16 protein-coding genes are annotated in these 16,741 nt (G+C 67.1%); 12 read left to right on the top strand and 4 right to left on the bottom strand.

All coding sequences use genetic code 11. The annotated features are described in order from the left end of the window. Positions 1-18 precede the first annotated feature (18 nt). Together PHA81_RS14030 and PHA81_RS14025 are read left to right on the top strand one after the other, a co-directional pair. Positions 19-636 carry a CDP-alcohol phosphatidyltransferase family protein gene (locus tag PHA81_RS14030; RefSeq protein WP_005042465.1) on the top strand — a complete coding sequence of 206 codons (618 nt, stop codon included), beginning with the start codon at positions 19-21 and terminating at the stop codon, positions 634-636. Positions 637-682: 46 nt separating this feature from the next. Continuing rightward, complete coding sequence (locus PHA81_RS14025; protein WP_005042467.1) at positions 683-1,210, top strand: multiprotein bridging factor aMBF1; 528 nt, start codon at positions 683-685, stop codon at positions 1,208-1,210. A 96-nt stretch (positions 1,211-1,306) separates the two neighbouring features. Here PHA81_RS14025 and PHA81_RS14020 read toward each other — a convergent pair whose 3' ends face one another. Continuing rightward, positions 1,307-1,675, bottom strand: a complete 369-nt coding sequence (locus PHA81_RS14020; protein WP_005042470.1) for a hypothetical protein — start codon at positions 1,673-1,675, stop codon at positions 1,307-1,309. 164 nt (positions 1,676-1,839) lie between these two features. On the opposite strand from PHA81_RS14020, the gene PHA81_RS14015 reads away from it, so the two are divergent. The 5 genes from PHA81_RS14015 (at position 1,840) to PHA81_RS13995 (ending at position 8,074) form a co-directional block, all read left to right on the top strand. Then, complete coding sequence (locus tag PHA81_RS14015; RefSeq protein WP_005042472.1) at positions 1,840-3,948, top strand: aldo/keto reductase; 2,109 nt, start codon at positions 1,840-1,842, stop codon at positions 3,946-3,948. Next, entirely contained in the window at positions 3,945-4,724 is a 780-nt protein-coding gene (locus tag PHA81_RS14010; protein WP_005042474.1) for a CDP-alcohol phosphatidyltransferase family protein, read from the top strand. Before PHA81_RS14015 ends, PHA81_RS14010 begins: the two co-directional genes overlap by 4 nt. Before the next feature lie 124 nt (positions 4,725-4,848). After that, on the top strand, positions 4,849-5,496 hold the full coding sequence (gene tpiA, locus PHA81_RS14005; RefSeq protein ID WP_005042476.1) for a triose-phosphate isomerase: 648 nt from the start codon (positions 4,849-4,851) through the stop codon (positions 5,494-5,496). Positions 5,497-5,580: 84 nt separating this feature from the next. Continuing rightward, entirely contained in the window at positions 5,581-7,293 is a 1,713-nt protein-coding gene (locus tag PHA81_RS14000) for an AMP-binding protein (protein ID WP_005042478.1), read from the top strand. 55 nt (positions 7,294-7,348) lie between these two features. Then, a complete protein-coding gene (locus PHA81_RS13995) occupies positions 7,349-8,074 on the top strand; it encodes a ribosome assembly factor SBDS (RefSeq protein WP_005042480.1) in 726 nt (241 codons plus the stop codon). A 111-nt stretch (positions 8,075-8,185) separates the two neighbouring features. Here PHA81_RS13995 and PHA81_RS13990 read toward each other — a convergent pair whose 3' ends face one another. Then, positions 8,186-8,629, bottom strand: coding sequence for a DUF5518 domain-containing protein (locus PHA81_RS13990; protein ID WP_005042482.1), 444 nt, complete (start codon positions 8,627-8,629; stop codon positions 8,186-8,188). Positions 8,630-8,801: 172 nt separating this feature from the next. On the opposite strand from PHA81_RS13990, the gene hflX reads away from it, so the two are divergent. The 3 genes from hflX (at position 8,802) to PHA81_RS13975 (ending at position 13,018) form a co-directional block, all read left to right on the top strand. Beyond that, the gene (hflX, locus tag PHA81_RS13985) at positions 8,802-10,091 is read left to right on the top strand and encodes a GTPase HflX (RefSeq protein ID WP_049910012.1); all 1,290 of its coding nucleotides are present in this window, start codon (positions 8,802-8,804) and stop codon (positions 10,089-10,091) included. A gap of 126 nt (positions 10,092-10,217) precedes the next feature. Beyond that, the gene (locus tag PHA81_RS13980; RefSeq protein WP_161606946.1) at positions 10,218-10,388 is read left to right on the top strand and encodes a hypothetical protein; all 171 of its coding nucleotides are present in this window, start codon (positions 10,218-10,220) and stop codon (positions 10,386-10,388) included. 137 nt (positions 10,389-10,525) lie between these two features. Beyond that, positions 10,526-13,018, top strand: coding sequence for an amino acid permease (locus PHA81_RS13975; RefSeq protein ID WP_005042486.1), 2,493 nt, complete (start codon positions 10,526-10,528; stop codon positions 13,016-13,018). 75 nt (positions 13,019-13,093) lie between these two features. Here the strand turns inward: PHA81_RS13975 and PHA81_RS13970 are convergent, their stop codons facing one another. Next, on the bottom strand, positions 13,094-13,579 hold the full coding sequence (locus PHA81_RS13970; protein WP_193790508.1) for a redoxin domain-containing protein: 486 nt from the start codon (positions 13,577-13,579) through the stop codon (positions 13,094-13,096). 254 nt (positions 13,580-13,833) lie between these two features. Between PHA81_RS13970 and PHA81_RS13965 the strand changes: the two genes are divergently transcribed. Next, positions 13,834-15,075 carry a DUF3179 domain-containing protein gene (locus tag PHA81_RS13965; RefSeq protein WP_005042489.1) on the top strand — a complete coding sequence of 414 codons (1,242 nt, stop codon included), beginning with the start codon at positions 13,834-13,836 and terminating at the stop codon, positions 15,073-15,075. After that, entirely contained in the window at positions 15,068-15,634 is a 567-nt protein-coding gene (locus PHA81_RS13960) for a hypothetical protein (protein ID WP_005042491.1), read from the top strand. The genes PHA81_RS13965 and PHA81_RS13960 overlap by 8 nt, the downstream gene beginning before the upstream one ends. 80 nt (positions 15,635-15,714) lie before the next feature. On the opposite strand, the gene PHA81_RS13955 is transcribed toward PHA81_RS13960, so the two are convergent. After that, complete coding sequence (locus PHA81_RS13955) at positions 15,715-16,683, bottom strand: DUF3179 domain-containing protein (protein WP_005042492.1); 969 nt, start codon at positions 16,681-16,683, stop codon at positions 15,715-15,717. Positions 16,684-16,741 lie beyond the last annotated feature (58 nt).

Here is a 16,741-nt window from a genome sequence, read left to right as displayed (position 1 = left end):
CATGTATCCCGATCAGCCATGACACTTGATGGGTACCGCTCGACCGCGGACCGGCTGCTGGAGCCGTTCGTCGGCTTCGCGGCTCGGGCGGGGCTGACGCCGAACGTCGTGAGCGTCGTCGCGTTCGTGTTCGCGGTCGCGGCGGGGGTGGCGTACGTCCTCGCGGGCGGCGAGGCGCTGTGGTATCTCGCCGGTGCGGTCTGTGTGGGACTCAACGGCTCGCTCGATCTGCTCGACGGCGCGCTCGCGCGCCGGCTCGACACCGCCTCGCGCGCGGGCGACCTGCTGGATCACGTTCTCGATCGGTACGCCGACGTCCTGCTGGTGGTCGGCCTCGCGCTCGGGATCGATCGCCCGACGCTCGGTCTCGCCGCCGTGACGGGCGTGCTGCTGACCTCGTATCTGGGCACGCAGGCCCAGGCCGTCGACCTCGATCGGGTGTACGGTGGCCTGCTCGGACGGGCCGACCGGCTCGCGCTGATCGGCATCGTGACCGGGATCGCGGCGTTCGTCCGGCCCGCGGTCGCGGGGCTGGGGCCCGTCGGCTGGCTGCTGGTCGTTTTTGCGGTCGTCGGCCATCTGACCGCACTCCAGCGACTCTACTACGCACTCCAGGCGCTCGCCGCCGAGGAGTGAGGCGGGTGGCGGACGTTTTATACGCAGGGACGGCCTTCGCTGCGATATGGTCCAGTGTGAGATGTGCGGTGCGGAGACCGATTCTCCGACGACGGTGAAGATCGAAGGCGCGGAGATCGACGTCTGTGACGACTGCGCCGAGTTCGGGACCGAAGTCCGCCAGCCCGCGTCCGAGAGCACGTCCACGAAGTACTCGACGGACTCCTCGGAGGACGGGGCGAGTGCGTCGTCCGGTGGGAGCGGATCGAGCGGTGGTGGCTCGACCTCGCGCGGACCGGACATGTTCGACGACATGGAGGAGGTCGTCCAGGACTACGACGAGCGCATCCGGAGCGCGCGCGAGGCGACCGACATGAGCCAAGAAGATCTCGCAAAGGAACTGAACGAGAAGGCGAGCCTCATCCGGAAGCTCGAACACGGCTCGATGCTGCCGAGCGACAGCGTCCAGAGCAAACTCGAACGCCGGCTCGACATCACGCTCACCGAGGGCGGCGTCGATGACACCGAGTGGGAGGGTGGCTCCGCGAGCGGCGAGTACACCCTCGGCGACGTGGTGCAGCGAAAGGACTCCTGACTCCGCATTCGGCGCGGACATCGCGAACGACCGCGGCTCGCGAACGGCGAACGTTCTGGATGGAGACCATCAACACCGGAAGCGACGATGCGATCCTCACGCGGCACGACGATAGAGTAACACGAGGACGACGATCAACACGGCCTGGATGGCCTTGTCGACGTACCCGAGCGTGCCGAAATCGGGGGCGTTCACGACGTACCACACGACGATCTGTCCGACGACGAAGAGGATTCCGAGCACGTAGAGGAGGGTGCGGCGATAGCCGTAGAGCACCCCGACGATGCCGACCGCGAACCCCGCTGCTGCGACGAGGAAGCTCCACCCGAGCGGGGAATCGATGAAGCTCACACCGAGATAGAGGTGGATGACGCCGGTGATCGCCGCGAGAACGATCCCGACCGACCGAAGCGGAGCGCCGGCAAGCGAGCCGATCCCAGTATCCGTATCGGTGCTCGTTCCCATAGTACATGCTGTGGCCTCCGGCCCGTAAACCTATCCTTCGCTCGGGCAACGATGTCCACCGTCGTGTGGGTTCCACGAGCCTCGCCGTGGACAGAAAAGAACGTGCTGGCGGCGGTTTTCGTGGACGGCGAACGGTTTTTGTCGACACATCACTCCATACTATCATGAAGTGTTCGCTCGTGGGCGCGGGCTCGGTCGCGGGGGAGTACCTCGCGGGTATCGACGACACGTCGCTGTCGCTCGCCGCCGTCTGCGACCACGACCGCGACCGTGCCGCAGCGGTCGCCGATGCCCACGACGCGACCGCCTACGGCGACGTGGCAACGCTGCTCGACCGTGAGCCGAGCCCGCTGATCGTGAACCTGACGAGCCACGCGGCCCACGCCAGCGTGACCCGGGCCGCCCTCGACGCCGGCCGCCACGTCTTCAGCGAGAAACCGCTGGCGACCGACGCCGCGGTCGCGGCCGACCTCGTCGCGCTGGCCGAACGGCGCGGTCTCGGCCTCGCCTGCGCCCCGATCAACCACCGGTGTGGCGCACAGCGGCGGGCCGCCACCATGCTGGCCGACGGGCGGACGGGGCCAGTGCGGATGGCGTCTGCCCACGCCCACGTCGGCCGGGTGACCGACTGGCACGACCGTCCGCAGTCGTTTTTCGACGTGGGACCGCTGTACGACGGCGCGGTGTACCCACTCTCGCTGCTCGTCGCGTGGTTCGGCCCCGTCGAGCGTGTTCGGAGCGCCGACGCCGCCGCGCCGTGGCCGGATCGCTCGGAAGCGGAACCCCAGAAACCGACCCACGTCGAGGCGACGCTCTCGTTCGCGGCGGGACCGTTGGTCCGACTCACCGCGAGCCTTTACGTCCCACACCGGAGTCGCGAGTTCTACGGGCTCGAACTCCACGGCGACGACGGCTCGGTGTACCTCCGGGACGCCGGTGCCCTCGTCGACGGCGACGAGGGTGTGGCGTTCGGCCGGGTCGGACGCGGGTACACGGCTGTCCCGCCACAGTCCCCCGCGGCGGACAGGAGCCACATCGACGGGCCGGCTCGGCTCGCGGCGGCCATCCGTGAGGGATGCACGCCGCGGGAAAGCGCCCGCCGGGGCGCACATGTCGTCGCCGCCTGCAACGCCATCGAGGATGTGGCCGGGGGTGCTGGAGCCGGCAGAACTGTGATCGAACCTTCCGCCGAAGCGGTGACCGGGACAGCCGCCGGAGCAGTGGTCGGGACACCTGCCGATCGGGACGAGACGATCGAGGTCGACGGCGGCGGGAGGGCCGCCCGTCGGGACGACCCGGCCGGCGGTCCGGATTTCGGAGCCGCGACGACTCGTCGGCGCGCGCCCGTCGTCCGGCCGGATCGCGCACGGACGGACGCGGCGATACGGCTGCCTTCCATCGGGTTCGGCTGTTCGCGCTACCGCGGCGACGAGTACGTCGACCGGCGGGAGTCGATCGCGACGGCGCTCGATGCGGGCTATCGGCTGCTCGACTCGGCCGAACTCTACGGGAACGAGGCGCGGATCGGCGACCTCCTCGCCGCGCCTGGCGCGCCGGATCGGTCGTCGCTCCACGTCACGAGCAAGGTGTGGAACACGAACCACGGCCACGTCGCGGAGGCCTGCGAAACGACGCTCGACGCGCTCGGTCTCGACGCGCTCGATTCGTACCTGCTCCACTGGCCCGAGGCGTGGGCGTACCAAGGGCCCCTCGAAAACCTCGCCGATCGTTCGATCGAGGCCCAAGAGAAAGCGACGTTCCCCCGCGACGCCGACGGCGAGATCGAGACCGTGGCCGTCACGCTCGAAGAGGCGTGGCGGAGTCTCGAACGTCTCGTGGATCGCGGTCTCACGCGGACGATCGGGATCTGTAACGTCTCGATGGAGCAGCTCGAATCGGTGTGTTCGCTCGCCCGCGTTCCGCCCGCGCTCGTCCAGATCGAACACCATCCACACACGCCCCGCGAGGACCTCGTGGCGTTCTGTCACCGCCGCGGCATCAGGGTTGTCGCCCACTCGCCACTCCCGGCGTCGGTGCTCACCGAGCCGGTCGTCGAGGAGATCGCCGACGAGCGCGGGCTGTCGCCGGCCCAGGTCGTGCTCGCGTGGAACGTCGGGGACGGGGTCGTTCCCATCCCGTCCAGCACGGAACCGGCGCACATCGTGGAGAACGCCGCGGCTGCCGCCGTCCGGCTCTCGCAAGCGGAGTACGACCGTCTCGACGCGCTGTCCGGGGACGGAAGCGGGGACGAGCTGGCCGGGGACGAACGGTGAGCGAAGGCAGCGGCACGCTCGGGCCGACCGTCCGACTCCGGCGGCAGTGGCTCCTGGCCGCAGTCTGTGCCGCGGTCGGGGTCGTGCTCGGCTGGGACGCGCTCCGCGAGTTCGACATGGCGATCGCCCGTCAGTGGGTGCTGCCGACGACGGCGGTGCTCGGGTTCGAACTGTGGTTTCTGACGCGTCACCTCGACCGCAACCGCACCGCAGAGGGGCGGCTCTGTGAGACGCTCGGTCCTGCGAACGCCGTGACGCTGGTGCGGGGCGGGCTGTACGCGGCGGTCGCGGGGTTCGTGTTCGTTCCGCCAACGCCGGCGGTCGCGTGGCTGCCCGGCGTCTGTTACGGCGTGGGGGCGGCGCTCGATTGGATCGACGGCCGGATCGCCACGACGATCGGACGGGTGACGCGGCTCGGGGCGACGCTCGATCACGCATTCGACACGCTCGGGTTCCTCGTCGCCCCGCTCGTGGGCGTCGTCTGGGGACGGCTTCCCGTGTGGTATCTCGCGCTCTCGTTCGCACGGTACGTCTTCAAGGCGGCACGGGCCGGGCGGCGACACCGAGGACGGCCGGTGTACGACCTCCCCGAGAGTCGGGCTCGCCGCCCGCTCGCGGCAGGCCAGATGGCGTTCATCACGCTGGCGCTGCTCCCCGTGCTCCCCGCGCCGACGGTCCACGTTGCGGCCACGCTCGCCCTCGTCCCGTCGCTCGCGGTGTTCGCCCGGGATTATCTCGTCGTCTCCGGCCGGCTTCGGACGGACGGCTCCCCGTGATCGGCGTCGGCGCGACGTACGCGCTGGTCAGAAAACGGCTGCCGCCGTACGTCGCCCGCCTCGTCGGGTAGCGTCGGCCCGGTAGTCTCGCAACCTATTTGTCCGCGGCGAGCGCCAACCGGGTATGTTCGTTCTCGTCAACCTGAAGGCGTACCCGTCCGATCCGGTCGAGATCGCCACCGTGGCGCGCGACGTCGCCGACGAGTCGGGCGTTCGGATCGCCGTTTCGCCCCAGGCCGCAGACATCGGACGAGTGGCCGAGACGGGCGTCGAGACGTGGGCCCAACACGTTTCGCCCGTCGAACACGGCAGCCACACCGGAAGCACGCTCGCCGAGGCGGTCGCGGACGCGGGCGCGGTCGGCACACTCCTGAACCACTCCGAGCGCCGGCTGCGGCTCGCCGACATCGACGGCGCGCTCGATGCGGCCGACCGCGCCGGGCTCGAAACCATCGTCTGTGCGAACAACCCCGACCAGATCGGCGCGGCGGCGGCGCTCGGGCCCGATGGCGTGGCTGTCGAACCACCCGCACTCATCGGCGGCGACGTTTCGGTGAGTCAGGCCGATCCCGGGATCGTGGAGAACGCGGTCGCGGCCGCCGCGGCAGTCGACGATTCCGTGGACGTGCTCTGTGGCGCAGGCATCTCCGCGGGCGAGGACCTCGCGGCCGCCGGTGACCTCGGCGCGTCCGGCGTTCTGCTCGCGAGCGGCGTGGCGAAGGCCGACGATCCGCGGGCGGCACTCACCGATCTGGTCGAACCGCTCGCATAGGGTTCGCCGTCTACTCCTCGATCGTACGGCGTGTCCTCCGAGTAACAACATGATTGATAACGTTGGTGTGCGATGGTGCTGCACATGGCAGCACACAACCTGCCCGATTACGAGGCCGCGCGCGAGGAGTTCGCGTGGGGCGACATCTACGCTGAGGCCGACTGGGACGCACCCGACGAACTGAACGTCGGCCACGAGGTCTGCGACCGATACGCCGACGGTACTGGGCGAGTTGCACTCCAGTACGCCGGCACCGACGGCGAGCGCGAGACGGTGACGTTCGACGAACTCGCGGAGCGGTCGAACCGGTTCGCGAACGTGCTCGAAAACGAGGGCGTCGAGCGGGGCGATCGGGTGTTCACGTACATGCCCCGAATTCCCGCCCACTACGTCGCGCTGATCGGCACCCTGAAGCACGGGGCGGTGTTCGGCGGCGTCAACGAGCGCTTCGGTCCCGACGGTATCGCCTACCGGCTCGACGACTGCGACGCGACCGCCGTGCTGACGACCGCAGCCAACCGCGACACCGTCGAGCGCGCGCTCGACGACGCCCCCTCCGTGGCGACGGTCATCACGGTCGATCGGGACGACGGCGAGGGAGACGGCAGTGCTGGTGGGAACGAAGACGCCATCGCCGACGGCGACGTAGGGTACGCCGACGCAATGGCCGCCGCGAGCGCGGAGTACGAGACGGTCCGAACGAACGGGGAGGACGACGCGCTGCTCTACTACACCAGCGGCACCACGGGCCCCGCGAAGGGCGTCCGCCACAAACACCGGTGGGTCGCCGGGGTCGCGGCCACCCAGCGGTTCGCGGTCGATCTCACCGACGACGACCTGTACTGGTCGACCGCCGATCTCGGCTGGCTGACCGGCCCGATCAACGTCCTCGGGGCGTGGTTCTGGGGTACGAGCCAGTTCACCTACGAGGGCGAGTTCGATCCCGAGGAGTGGGCCACCCTGCTCGACGAGTTCCCGATCTCCGTCCTTTTCAGCGTGCCGACGGCCTACCGAATGCTCCGGACGAACGAGGGCCTGCTCGACGGCGTGGATCTCGACCTCCGCCACGCGCTCTCGATCGGCGAACCACTCTCCGCTGGCGTGGTCGAGTGGGGCGAGGACGCCCTCGGCGTCACGATCCTCGACACCTACGGCCAGACTGAAACGGGGAACATGGTCATCAACAACTACCCGACGATGGAGCTCCGGCCGGGGAGCATGGGCAAACCCCTGCCGGGCGTCGAGTCGACCATCGTCGATCCTGAGACCGGCGAGGTGCTTTCACCTGGTGAGACTGGCGAGATCGCCCATCGCGGCGAGTTCCCGTGCTTTTTCGCGGGCTACTGGGAGAACCAGCAGAAAACCGACGCGTGTTTCGTCGACGGATCGGATGGCGAGTGGTATCTCTCGGGCGATCTCGCGCACATGGACGAGGACGGCTACTTCTGGTTCGAGGGCCGGGCCGACGACGTGATCCTCTCGTCGGGCTACCGGATCGGTCCCTTCGAGGTCGAGTCATCGCTGGGCGAACACCCCGCAGTGACCGAGGCCGCGGTCGTCCCGAAACCCCACCGGGAGCGCGGCAACATCGTCAAGGCGTACGTCGTGCTCACCGACGACCACGACGCCAGCGACGAACTCGCCGAGGAGATGAAGACCCACGTCCGCGAGGAGCTCTCGGCCCACGAGTACCCGCGGGAAGTGGAGTTCGTCGACGATCTCCCGAAGACCGTCACGGGAAAGATCCGCCGGACCGAGCTCCGCGATCAAACTGTCGACCCAACCGCGGGCGACTGATCGCCGCTCGCCGTCGGGGAGAAACGACTTGTAGCTCCGGCCCCCACGGCCGGGCATGATATCGCTTGACGAGGCGGTGACGGCGCGTCTCGAATCCCACGGCGCGCGCTTCGAGGTCCTGATCGATCCCGACGCCGCGCTCGAGATCAAACGCGACGAGTTCGAGGGCGATCTGGAGGACGTGATCGCCGCCGAGGACGTCTTCGAGAACGCTTCCCGCGGGGATCGTCCTGCAGAGTCCGATGTCGAGGAGGTGTTCGGGACGACCGAACCTCTAGAGATCATCCCCGAGGTGATTCAGGAGGGTGAGATTCAGATCACCGCCGAGCAGCGCCGCGAGATGCAAGAACAGAAGCGACGACAGCTCATCAACACCATCGCGCGCAACGCCGTCAACCCACAGATGGACGGCGCGCCTCATCCGCCGGACCGGATCGAGTCCGCGCTAGAGGAGACCGACTTCCGGATCGATCCGATGGACACAGTAGAGAACCAGATCGACGAGGCGCTCGACGCGCTTCGTCCTGTGATCCCGATCCGGTTCGAGGAGGTCACGATGGCCGCCCAGATCCCCGCCGACCACGCCGGCAGCGCCCAAGCCCAGATCCGGCAGTTCGGCGACCTCGTTCGTGAGGAGTGGCAGAACGACGGCTCGTGGATCGGGGTGGTGGAGTTCCCGGCGGGCCTCCAGAACGACTTCTACGAACTCGTCAGCGAGCAGTCCAGCGGCGAGGGCGAGACCAAGAAAGTCAGGGACGAGGAGGACATCCGGACGCGGTAGCCGGCGGTGTGTTGCTTTCGACGCGAGTGTGTTGTGGATCTCTTCTCGTGGTCCCCGAAGTAATCGATGTGACGGACACGGAGCGTATGGTGAACAGTTCCTGTAACGTTGCTACGACGCGTCCGCTGTCCATCGCGTGGCGACCCTCTTCGCCGTCCAGCCACCGACGCGGCCGCACACTAACCCGAAAACGGGCGCAAGACACAGTATTACGGCACTAGCCCCGACGAAAAACACCATTTCGGCCGTCGTCGGCCATGCCAACACAGCATTCTCGATGGCGGTACCAGCAGCTGCTGCTATGGGTGCAAGTATTCCGACAGCTCCAGCGAGAACACCAGTACGGAATCCGGCGGCATCCGGTTCTGCCGAGCGTGTTGGGGCAATGAGTCCCGCGATGAACGCGCCGAAAATCATGATACCGCCCGCGAAATCCCCTTCGGAGTACGGAAACCAGTTCACGACGACTGCGAGGGGAAGTGACGCGAGTGCGCCGATCACTGCGTACCGCCATGCCGGTGGGAGAGTGTGGGTGCGAACGAGCGACGAGGACATTCGTGCTCGATAATTGGTCGAGAATCGACATATAACTGTCGACGGCTCATCCACGACGGCGACCGCATCCGATCGTGGAACGCGGAGCGTTGCCTCGAAACGGAGGCCGGGATTGAAGACGGTCGGCGGCGTACTGCAGGACGATCGACGCGATAGCGCGTCGAGCCACCACATGAAGGCCATCATCGCAAAACGGGTCGATGCGGGCACCGCCGACACGGGGGAGATCACCGATCTCGCGCGAGCGGCCGACCACGAGGTCGTCGGGACGATCACCCAGACGAGGACCGAGGACGCTGGGCTCCACTTCGGTGAAGGGAAGGTCGACGAGCTCGCGGCGCTCGTCGCCGAAACCGGCGCGGAGACCGTGATCTTCGACAACCGGCTCGGACCCTATCAAACCTACAATCTCGGCGGGCGACTCCCCGACGACACCACGGTGATCGATCGCTTTCGGCTGATCCTCGAGATCTTCGGCCAGCGCGCGCGCACCCGGAAAGCCCAGCTCCAGGTCGAGCTCGCGGAGCTCCGATACGAACTCCCGCGGGCTGAGACGAAGACCAGCCTCGCCCAACGTGACGAGCGCCCGGGGTTCATGGGACTCGGCGAGTACGAGGAGTCGCGCGAACAGGACATCAAGGCCCAGATCAGCGCGATCCGCGAGGAGCTCGACGGCATCGAGGAGACCGAACAGCACCGACGAGAGCAGCGCCGAGAGTCGGGGTTCGATCTCGTGGCGCTCGCGGGCTACACCAACGCCGGGAAATCGACGCTCCTCCGGCAGGTCGCCACCGACGTCGACGTCGACGAGAACGAGGAGCTCCATCCGGATCTCGAACCCACCGCCGAATCCGAGAACCGACTGTTCACGACGCTCGGAACCACGACACGCCGGGCGGCGATGGACAGACCCGTTTTGATGACCGACACGGTGGGATTCATCGCGGATCTGCCACACTGGCTGGTCGAGTCGTTCAAATCCACGCTGGATTCGGTGTATCGTGCAGACCTCGTCCTGCTGGTGGTGGATGCGAGCGAGCCCGTCGAGGAGATGCGCGAGAAGCTCGTCACCGCCCACGACACGCTCTACGAGCGCAACGAGGCCCCGATCGTCACGGTGTTGAACAAGACGGATCTCGTGCATCCCGACGAACTCGTCGAAAAACGCGAGGCGCTCTCGTCGCTCGCGCCGAACCCCATCACTGTGAGCGCCGCCGAGGCCGACGGGATCGAGTCTCTCCTCGAACGCATCGAGGGCGAACTCCCCGATTACGAGCGCGAGCGCCTCGTGCTCCCGATGACCGACGAGACGATGAGCCTCGTCTCGTGGATCCACGACCACGCCCGGGTCGAGGACGTCTCCTACGGCGATCAAGCCACCATTGCATTCGAGGCCCGCCCCGCCGTGATCGAGCGCGCACGCGACAAGGCGAACGATCTCCCGCTCCCGGAGTCGGCCTGACCGGCCTGGACGTGGATCGAGACGGTCCGGTGGACGACGATCGGCCGCGATCGTCTACCCGCTATCGAAACATTTGTACAAAACGTTTATGCTGTTTTGCCACGGGATGATGTACGAGTACGTGACATGAGCGAGGACGGACGTTCCGTGGCGGGGATCGACCCGGACGAGATTCGGCGGTGTCGGGTGCATGGGTTGCTGTTCGATCGATCGATCACCGACACGTGCCCGCTCTGTGAGTACGAGCGCACGGACCGAGTCGCGAAGTCCCATCACGACGGATACAGGTCCGGGTGATAGCGACCGGCGTGGATCGTCGAGAATGCCCGACGGCCACGGATGCTCTTCGCCCGTCGTCCCACGGGACGGCGGAGGACTGGGGCTTGCTTTCGCAGGGCGATGGCTGAACAAGATAGCGATACGTCGGAACCACAATGAGCGACGCGGCTGCCGACGACGCCAGCGAGGTCTCGACCGAACTCGATCGGAGCATCGGGCTCCTCGGCGCGCTCGCGATCGGGATCGGGACGATGATCGCCGCGGGTATCTTCGTGCTCTCGGGGCTCGCGGTCTCGAACGTCGGCACGGTCGCAATCGTCTCGTTCGTGATCGCGGCGCTGATCGCCGCCCTCACCGCCGCGGCGTACGCCGAGTTCTCCTCGATCTACTTCGAGAGCGGTGGCGGATACATGTACGTCAGTGAAACGTTCGACGCCGACTGGACGTACATCATGGGCTGGACGATGATCGTGGGCTATCCCGCGAGTGCGGCCTTCTATCTCGCGAGTTTCTCGGATTGGTTCTACCGGTTCATCTACCCGCTGATCGGGATCCCACAGTCGGTGCCCTTCTGGCTTCCGGGGATCGGGGTGCTCGGCCTGCTGGTCTACATCAACAGCCAGGGCAGCGAGGAGTCGAGCCAGTTCCAGATCGCCGTCACCGCGGCGAAGATCGCGCTCCTGATCCTGTTTCTCTACGGCGGGCTGCAGGCGTTCAGCGCGGACGTGGTTGTGGACTCCTTCTACGAGAACATCGGGAGCTTCGTCGAGATCGCCTCGACGGGTGCGTTGGTGTTCATCACCTTCATCGGGTTCTCGGCGATCGCCACCAACGCCGACGAGATCAAAGACCCCGGCAACACCATCCCGAAGGCCATCTACATCTCGATGGGGTTCGTGACGTTCCTCTACGCGCTCGTGGTGTTGGTGATCGTGATCGGGATCAACGACCAGCAGTTCCTCTCCTTCCTCACGGGGAACGTGAATCTCGGTGATCTCTCCCCGACGCAGTACGTCGCCGCAAACGGCGAGGTCTCGATGGCGTACGCCGCCCAGTACTACCTCGGCAACGTCGGCTTCTACGTCATCATCGTGGGCGCGCTGTTCTCGATGCTCAGCGCGGCGAACGCCACAGTGTTAGCGGGTTCGCGGGTCAAGCTCGCGCTGGCGCGTCGCAACCATCTCCCCGAACGGTTCGAGGAGCTCCATCCCGAGCACGGAACGCCGTACAACGCGGTGTTGCTCACCGGCGGCTTCATCCTCACGTTCATCCTGATATTCACCGTGCTCTTCGGGGAGATTCCCGGCAGTGCCGAGTCGAGCTTCGTCCACAGCCTGCTCGGGCTCCCCCTCTTCGGCGTCCATCTCGGTCTCGAAAGCGTCACCGGCGTCGCCAACGTCCTGCTGTTGGGTGGGTTTGCCGTCGTCAACGTCGCCCTCATCGCGTCACGCCGCAAGTTTCCCGATCTCGATCGGGGATTCCAGGTCCCCCTCGTCCCCTACGTGCCGGCACTCGCGGTGGTCTTGAACGTCCTCCTGATCGCGAGTCTCGGCCTCCGGACCGTCGTCCTCGGACTCGTCGCGGAGGCGATCGGGATCGCCTTCTGGTTCGCGTGGAAAGGCCGCGCCCCCTCGACCGACGAGATCGAACGCGAGACCCCGACGGTGATCTCCCAGCGGACTCCGACCGATCGCGACGAGCGGATCGTCGTGCCGATCGCGAACCCCGACAACGTCGATCAGCTCCTCCGGACGGCCGCCGACATCGCCGCCGATCGGGGCGCGGAGGTGCTCGCGATAAGCGTCGTCACGATCCCGAGCCAGACACCGCTCTCGCGCGGCGAGGAGTACATCGACGACGAGCGCGAGATCCTCCGCCGCGTCGTCTCGGCCAGAGCCGACGGCGGCACGCCGGAGGCGGATCCGGCGGTGGAGATCGACACTGAGGACAACGTGGGGACCGACACCGAGAACGTCCACGGCACGCTCGACGTTCACGACATCGAGGTGCCGATCAGCGCGACGATCCGCATCAGCCATCGCGTCGACACGGCCATCCTCAACACGATCGAGCAGTACGACGCGGACGCCGTGCTGATGGGGTGGGGTGCGCGCGGGTCGCGCCGCCGCGAGATCGTCTTCGGCAGCGTGGTCGATACGATCGCCACCGAGGCCGACTGTGACGTGCTGGTCGAACGGCTCGGCCCGGACGCGACCGGCACCGTCGACTCGGTGCTCCTGCCGACGGCCGGCGGCCCGCACACCGAACTCGCTGCGGAGATCTGCCGTGCGGTCTGTCTGGCGACGGATGCGCGAGCCGAAGTGCTGAGCGTCGCGGACGGGAGTGGCGCGGACGAGTCCGAGGCACGGGAGCGAGTCACGGAGACCGCGGAGCGCCTCCGTGAGGTGGGCATCGATGTCGAAACCACGGTCGCCGACGGCGATGTCGTCGAACGGATCGTCGAGCGTTCGGCCGAGCACGACTTGACCCTGGTCGGTTCAACCCGAGAGGGTGTCCTCCAACAGTTCGTGTTCGGAGCGATCCCCGAGGAAGTCGCGCGTGAGGCGGACGACACGGTGCTCGTGGCGAAACGAAACGTCGACCTGCCCTCACAGCTACTTCGCTCGATCCGGCAATGGCTGCGGTGAACGTGCCGAAAACGCTGCGTCAGTGTCTCGACGTCCCGGCCGCCTCCGCGGTCCGGTCACTACGCCGCCGGGCGGTTACCCGTCGCCGAACGGGTTCGCGAAATCGTTGCGGATGAAGTAGCGCACGAAGTTCCCCTGTGTCCGATCCCCGGGGTGGTCGGCGATCTGTTCGTAGCGCACGGTGCCGTCGGTGTCGATCACGTACGTCGCGGCGATGCCCGTGAGGCCGTGACTGGTCTGTTCGGTGCCGCTGTAGCGGTCCGCGACCGACCCGTCGGGATCGGCGAGCAGCTGAACGTCGAGATCGTACCGGTCGCGCATCTCGGTCAGCTTGCCGACCCGATCGGTGACGACCGGGAGGATATCGACGTTGTCGTGGAACCAGAGGTCGTAGGCGACCTCGCTGAACGTCTGGAGCTGTTCGGCACAGAAGCTACACCAGTGGCCGCGGTTGACGAGCACGATCGTCGGCCCGTCGTCGAGTGTTTCGGAGAGCGTGACTTCCTCACCGGCGGTGCTATCGAGCGTGAAATCGGGCGCTTGCGATTCGTCGAGGCTCACGATGCTACCAACGACCCGCCGACGGGTCATCCTTTCGCGGCTGTGCTTTTTGGAAGCATATCCGGGTTGGTATCACTATCCACGACTCGTTATCCCACGGAAGCCTCGATGACTCCCCGACTCCACTCACAGCGGACGAGTCGGCAGCGTCCATCATCCGGTCGACGATCGACCACGGGGGTAACCCATTTCGCATGGGTGGCAACCACACACAGACGCTACAACGGTAAGCCCGGCCAGCCAGTACGATCGGTATGAACGACCGCGTTACCAGACGTGGGTTCGTCGCGACCGTCGGTGCGATCGCCATCGCGGGCTGTAGCGGCGTCACTGGCGATCGATCGTCGGATCGCTCGACGGCTATGGACGATTCCGCCACGTCGGCAGCGACCACGTCGACGGCGAGCGGAGAGGGGTCGTTGCCACCCCTCGCGGATCGTTCGCTCGTGCTGCCGATGGAGCCGCCGCAACTCCGCGAGGCGGCAGTGTCCGGGGGAGTGTCGAAGGACGGCATCCCTGCGATCGACCAGCCGCGGTTCGAGGCTGCCGGTCAGGTGGGCGGCCGTCTTGCTCCGGGAGATGTGGTTTTCGGGATTGCACGGAACGGCGTCGCCAAGGCGTACCCGCAGTCGATCCTCGTCCACCACGAGGTGTGCAACGACACTCTCGATGGCACCCCGATCGGCGTCACGTACTGTCCGCTGACAGGGACCGCAGTCGGGTTCGAGCGCGGCGAGACGACGTTCGGGGTGTCGGGGCGGCTCGTCAACGACAACCTCATCATGTACGATCGAGCCACCGAGCACTGGTGGCCGCAGGTCCTCGCGACGGCGATCCCCGGCTGGAACGCGGACGGCGACGCGAGCGGCACCGACGGCGGAAGGACGAACGGAGCCGGGAGCGTGCAGTCGAACACATCCGGAAGTGCGACATCGAACACATCCAGAGACGGGACGCCGAACGCCACGATCGGGCGGTCGCTCCGGGAGTTCCGCGTCGTCTGGACGACGTGGCAACGGTGGCGAGACCAGTTCCCGGACACCCGCGTGCTCACCGAGGACACCGGGTACATTCGGGATTACGGACAGGACCCGTACGGTTCGTACAGCCCACCGAGCGGCTACTACGAACCCGAAAGCGAGCCGCTGTTCCCGCCGCTCGACACCGACGACCGATACCCGACGAAGGCGGTCGTCGTGGGAGCGCGAACGACCGACGGCGCGATCGCCTTCCACAAGCGCTCGCTCCGGCGCGAGGGAGTTATCACAGGCTCGCTTGACGGGACGCCACACGTCGGCGTCCACGACGACCGCCTCGATACAGCGTACGTCTACCGCAACGCCGACGGGGCGTCGGTCACGACCACGCCCGACGGTGTCCGGGTCGCGGACACCGTCCATCCGCCGGACGAACTCCCGCTGGAACGAGTCCACGCGTTCGATGCCATGTGGTTCGCGTGGCACGGGTTCTATCCGGCAACGAGCGTCTATGGCTGAGTCGATCCGTCGAACGCTTCGAACTCTCCGCATCGTCGCCAGCCGCTGGGACGCGCGGGCGATCCTCACCCTCACCGGGCTCGCGTACCTGATCGGTTACTCGTTCGCGGTCGGCGATCTCGCGCTCACCGGCCGTGGCGGTATCTCGCTACTCGTCGTCGACGCACCGCTCGATCGGGCGTTCCAGTCGACCGGCTATCTCTCGTTCGAACCGATCGCCGCGGTCGAAGCCGGCCCGCTCACGTACCTCTTCTCGCCGATCGACGCCGGCCTCGCACTCGTGCTCGCAGCCCTCGTCGGCATCAACGTCGCGCTGACGTATCTGGGGCTGGTGCAGCCGCGTGCCTGCGGGATGGAATCCTCGGTCGGGCTGCTGGCGGCGGTTCCCGCCCTGTTTTCGGGGGCGGCCTGCTGTGGTCCGGTCGTCCTGATCGCGATCGGCGTGCAGGCGACGGGGGCGGTGATCGCCGGGTTCCAGTTGCTCCTCCCGATCGCGGTGGGACTGCTGGCGCTCAGCGTGGTACTCGTCGGACGACGGATCGACCCGACGCTCGCGTAACCCGCCAGCTACCCTGCTGTCGCCGATGGTCGCGCGATCGATCCGGTGTCGAGCGCCCGGTCGCGGACGGCCACACGAGATCAGCCGTCGAAGAAGGCCTCGGGACCGTGGTCGTCCTGCCACGCGAATGCGAACAGGCGTCGGGTCGGCAAGCGTTCGAGCTGTCTCCCGTCGGCCCCACGGCCCGTCTCGACGTCCCATTCGGTGCCGTCGGCCCGGACGGTCTGGGAGTCGTCGGTGGATTCGAACGCATGGCCTGGCTGCTTGAAGGCGTGGATGGTGTCGGCAGTCGCGAACACCACGACGTCGGTCTCGCCGACGGTCGTCTCGACCACGCCGCCCGCCTCGCGGACGCGCTCCAGCGGGAATCCGCACGCCTCGCCGTCGCGCTCAACGCCCAGCACCACCGCTTTCGGCGCGAGATCCGTCCGATCCCACGTCCGCGTCGCCCCGCCGTCGCTGTCGCGGTGGGCGTCGAGGCCGAACCCCTCGCCTGTGAAGTACGAGTCGTACGGTTCGACGTCGTACCGGATCGTCGCCGGCGCATCGTCGTCGCTCGCCGCCTCGCTCTCCCCGCCGGGTGGCTGGAGCACCACGCCATCGGGATACTCCGCGGCGAACCCCTCATAGGAGTAGGTTCCGGCCGGGAGCACCGAGAGCGATCGGCCCTCGAACGCGCCCGCGAGACACTCGCCGGTCGACTGCTTCCACTCGGCGTCGGTCTCGCGGTCGTACATCACGAGGTCGTCGTCGGCGAGCTTGCCCGAGACGCCGAAGGTTAGCACCCGCTTGTCGACAGCGGCATCGTAGACGATCGCGCTGGCACAGAGCGGACACCACGTGACCGCGATCGGTCGATCACCGGTCGCGTCGTTCACGATCTCGTGGTAGTGCAACACCCGGATCGGGTACGCCCGCGGCGGAACGGACGCGGCATCGGACTCGACGACGATCACCAGGTCGTCGGGATCGCCGAAGTAGTCGGTATCGAACGCCGGATCGTCGATGCTGGGGATCGCGTCCTTCGGGACGACCTGTCGGACGTTCATGGACGGATCGTCGTGGCGGACGGCCTTGTACTGACGGCCCGCGGACGTGGTACCGTAC

It is taken from the genome of Halococcus sp. PRR34 (genome assembly GCF_028617175.1).
In the GTDB taxonomy this organism is placed as follows: Archaea; Halobacteriota; Halobacteria; order Halobacteriales; family Halococcaceae; genus Halococcus; species Halococcus salifodinae.
This window is presented reverse-complemented; position numbering and strand designations above follow the sequence as displayed.